Source organism: Vibrio sp. V42_P2S4T144 (genome assembly GCF_009904715.1).
GTDB lineage: Bacteria > Pseudomonadota > Gammaproteobacteria > Enterobacterales > Vibrionaceae > Vibrio > Vibrio alginolyticus.
On record NZ_WXWS01000360.1, the window covers coordinates 1 to 3,728 of the forward strand.

The window sequence follows — 3,728 nt, forward strand, 5'->3', positions numbered from 1 at the left end:
ACTATACGCTGGTGGCAACTGAGACTTTATTACTTTATGGGTATTATTAGTTTAGATATTAATGAGTATGTTTGCGTACTTATCGCTATTCTTCATCAATCTGGTTTCTAAGTGATAGTTAATTACATCCAACATTCGGGCGCGTTCTACCAGCTCGCTAGTAACTTTACCCTTTTGATATAGCCAATCTACTATGTCGCTAAGTCTCCAAAGAGGATCTTTCTTTGAAGCCTTGCGAACTGGCACAGGGAAGCCGCCGCCACCAAATGTGCCCTTTTTATATTTTGCTAATGTACTTTTCTTAACTCCGGTGAACTCCGCAGCTTCGCCCAAACTCACAAGGTCGCCCTCAATAGAGATAACCTGCAAGTTGTAGCCATCTACCGACTCCACATCCTTAATTGCTTGTGTGACCGCTTGAACGAACGTTTCAGCCTCTCGCTCAAATTCGATATATAGCATTTCATCAACAGACATAACCGCAGCGTCAGAGCAAGCGCCCTCATACAGTTTGCACGATACGTCGAGTAAATCGTTGTCGTTCGTGATGTTGATATTGCCGATGTTTAGAGTGAACTCATAGATACTCATCGAACTCTCTGCTCTCTATCCATGTATACAATTGTGCCTATACTACCAATTAGACACAAAAAAGCCACCGTGCTGGTGGCTTAATGGTTAACTGTTTTTCATCTTATCTAACGCTTCCATCAGAATTTTTGCTGTCTTAGCGTCATTGTTATCAAGAGCTTCTTTAATCTGAGCCTTTAGTGCAGTAATCGCAGCATTGTCGTTTTCGATTGTGGTACGAACGGTCTGTCGAATCGCTTCTTCTTTGGCAATTCTTCTAACCTTGCTTTTCTCAAGCTTATCAGCCACTTCTTTGCGCTTTTCACTTAGCTTATTCGCACTTGGCTTTAATACGTACTTCCAAGTCACATAGCTTCCACCAAGAACCGCTATGACAACCATAATCAGTATTAGAGCATTTCTTTGGTTCTGAGCATCATACCTAACATTGAACTCGGCTTTCGCGCCATCATGAATAGCGTTGTAGGCATCACGGTATCCAACCAAACGAACGGACTTAACAATTGAATATGTTGGGTCGCTCTCAATCAGACCTTTTGGAACCTTAACTTGTTTAAGGCCATCCAGTTTAATTAGCTTGTCATCGGATATTTGACCATACCCACTCACCTTAACAACAGGATCGGACTCTTGAGATAGCGAGCGAACAAACGTCTCCTTTTCTCTACGACTATACGTATTCCAATAATTGTTAGACTTGGCACTCGTTTCTCCATAGCTAATCGTAACGGTATAGCTATGGCCAAAGCGCGTTCTTGAGTCATCTGCCATAGTGCTACGAACATAGGCGCTGTTGTCGCAGTTGCTTTCCTTGTAAGATGCGAAAATACGGAGCTTGTCCCATTCAGGGGCGCAGTATCGAGATATGGTCAATGTCGTATCCTCATCTATCTTCCAGCTGTAAGACGATGAGCGGTTCTGTTCTGCGGGTATATCGATAACGTCAGTCTTAGCCATTGCCAAAGCTGGCACTAACAGTAAAAGCGAAGCAAGTTTAGTTTTGTAGGGCGTCATTTCTGTATATCTTTTGGGGAGTTAGGGTGTACATAATACACCAGAGTTTATAACTGCATCTATCCGTTGGCGTTCATCTAAAGTGGCCGTAAATCAGGATAGGGATGGCCACCAGCTAACTGGCAGCCAATGGAAAGTTAATAGCCGTTTGCTTTTCGTGGTAGCTTGGCAATCACCGCCAACACTTCATCACATAGCGCTTGGGTCATCTTCATAGGGTCAATGTCGTTAACGTTCACTAGGTGGCGAACGTCACGAATATCCCGAGCCAATTTGCAGCATTCTTGCCACTCTTTGAGCTGGTCAGTAACAACGCCATGTATCCTGGCAAACTCCGAATTGCTTCGGAAATTAGCCTTATTGACATACTCCCCTAGCTAATTCGCTAGGGGATTCTTAGTTCAACACGCTTTCACTAGATAGCCTCTTTTGAGGCTATCCCCGATCCAGTCGCTCCCTAAGCTAACCCTGCCAGCCCGACAGTTTTTATGTTCATTGCTGCGTTAATATCGCGGTCGTGGTGCGTATTGCATTCTGGACAAGTCCAGTTTCGGATATTAAGCGGCATTGATTCGTGTACGAACCCACAACAGCTACAACGCTTTGAGCTAGGGAAGAAGCGATCTATCTCAACGATAGTTCGTCCAGCCCATTCTGCTTTGTATTTGAGTTGGCGAACGAACTCACCCCAACTCGCATCAGCGATGTGTTTTGCTAGTTTTGGATTGCGGAGCATGTTCTTCACTTGTAGCGATTCAACACAAACAACTTGGTTTTCGTTTATCAGTTTGCGAGACAACTTGTGTAAGTTGTCTAATCGACTATCAGCAATTTTCGCGTGTAGACGGGCTACTTTCTGGCGCACCTTAGCGCGATTATTACTGCCTTTCTTTTTCTTGGCGAGTTGGCGCTGTAGGTATGCCAGTTTGTTTTGGTAGCGTTTGAAGTGGCGAGGATTATCGACTTTCTCGCCGCTATCTGTGATGAACAGGTTATTTAAACCCAAATCAATACCAACCGTCTTAGCGGTTACAGGCATTGGTTTAGGCTCAAAACGACATAGCATAGACACAAAGTATCGGCCTGCGGTGTCTTTTGAGATTGTGACTGTGGTTGGTTCGCTAGGTAGTTCACGACTCCAACGGATATTAAGTGGCTGCTTGGACTTGGCAATAAATAGCTGTCCATCGCGGAACTTAAATGCAGATTTAGTGAACTCAGCAGACTGTTTGTGACGTTTCTTTTTTTCGACAGGGTATTTTGCTCGACCCTCAAAGAAGTTCTTAAAAGCAGCTTGCTGGTGACGTAGTGATTGTTGCAAAGGCACAGAAGAAACATCATTAAGCCAGCTTAACTCCGGTTCTTTCTTAAGTTCGGTCAATCGGCTTGATGCTGCGCTGTAGTTCACCTTAATTTTGTCATTACGGTAAGCGTCAGTTCTCCAATGTAGGATTCTATTGTAAACAGTTCGCACACAACCGAACGTTCTTGCTAGAAGTTCAGCTTGCTCATCAGTTGGATAAAACCGTTGTTTGATTGCGATCTCTTTCATGTCTTACAAACGCTTTTGACTTAACTCATTGAGAAAGCCCCGCAATAAACGGGGCTTTCTCTCCCGATTTAATTTGTCTGGAAATCCATTTTTTTTAGAGCAAGTTCAAACCCCGAGCAAAACAGATATTGAGCGTCCAGAATTGAATCAACGCGAAGATCACCACCACAAAGCAGCCAATCTTGAAAATGCTGTTCTGGCGAATCGTTCCAATCGACAGGTTGTAAGGCGTTGTAGATCTGACAAAGAAGCTCTACAGGCGCGTTTAGATCTTGGGAGAGGTAGTCTTGCGCAGCTTGAAGTGCGGCGCGCATGTTGATTGTAGAAGTACCAATCATGATTTTTGTCCTAGTAAGTTGATGTTTAACTCACCAAAACTGGTCTCAATCAGTGGTGGTGAGCTGATTCGAGGTTGAGACTACCGCCTACTAGGAAACGGCCAACCTTTCGGTTGCCTCAAACCAGCCCACCATAATTAGGATGTGCAGATTTTACGCAATAAAAAACCAGCAGGATGCTGGCGACTTGCGCCTAGTAAGTTTCGGGGTCTCAATCCCGACACTGGATTTTG

At 44.3% G+C, this 3,728-nt stretch carries 5 protein-coding genes; all 5 read right to left on the reverse strand.

Annotation, left to right across the window (positions count from 1 at the left end):
* Positions 1–51: 51 nt before the first annotated feature.
* Complete coding sequence (locus tag CAG68_RS12340) at positions 52–591, reverse strand: hypothetical protein (protein WP_161441207.1); 540 nt, start codon at positions 589–591, stop codon at positions 52–54.
* A gap of 87 nt (positions 592–678) precedes the next feature.
* Complete coding sequence (locus tag CAG68_RS12345; RefSeq protein WP_161441208.1) at positions 679–1,605, reverse strand: hypothetical protein; 927 nt, start codon at positions 1,603–1,605, stop codon at positions 679–681.
* 137 nt (positions 1,606–1,742) lie between these two features.
* A complete protein-coding gene (locus tag CAG68_RS22490) occupies positions 1,743–1,877 on the reverse strand; it encodes a hypothetical protein (protein WP_258478980.1) in 135 nt (44 codons plus the stop codon).
* A 185-nt stretch (positions 1,878–2,062) separates the two neighbouring features.
* On the reverse strand, positions 2,063–3,157 hold the full coding sequence (locus tag CAG68_RS12350) for an RNA-guided endonuclease InsQ/TnpB family protein (protein ID WP_042762030.1): 1,095 nt from the start codon (positions 3,155–3,157) through the stop codon (positions 2,063–2,065).
* Positions 3,158–3,225: 68 nt separating this feature from the next.
* Positions 3,226–3,495 (reverse strand): hypothetical protein, encoded by a 270-nt coding sequence (locus tag CAG68_RS12355; protein ID WP_161441209.1) that lies wholly within the window; start codon positions 3,493–3,495, stop codon positions 3,226–3,228.
* Positions 3,496–3,728 lie beyond the last annotated feature (233 nt).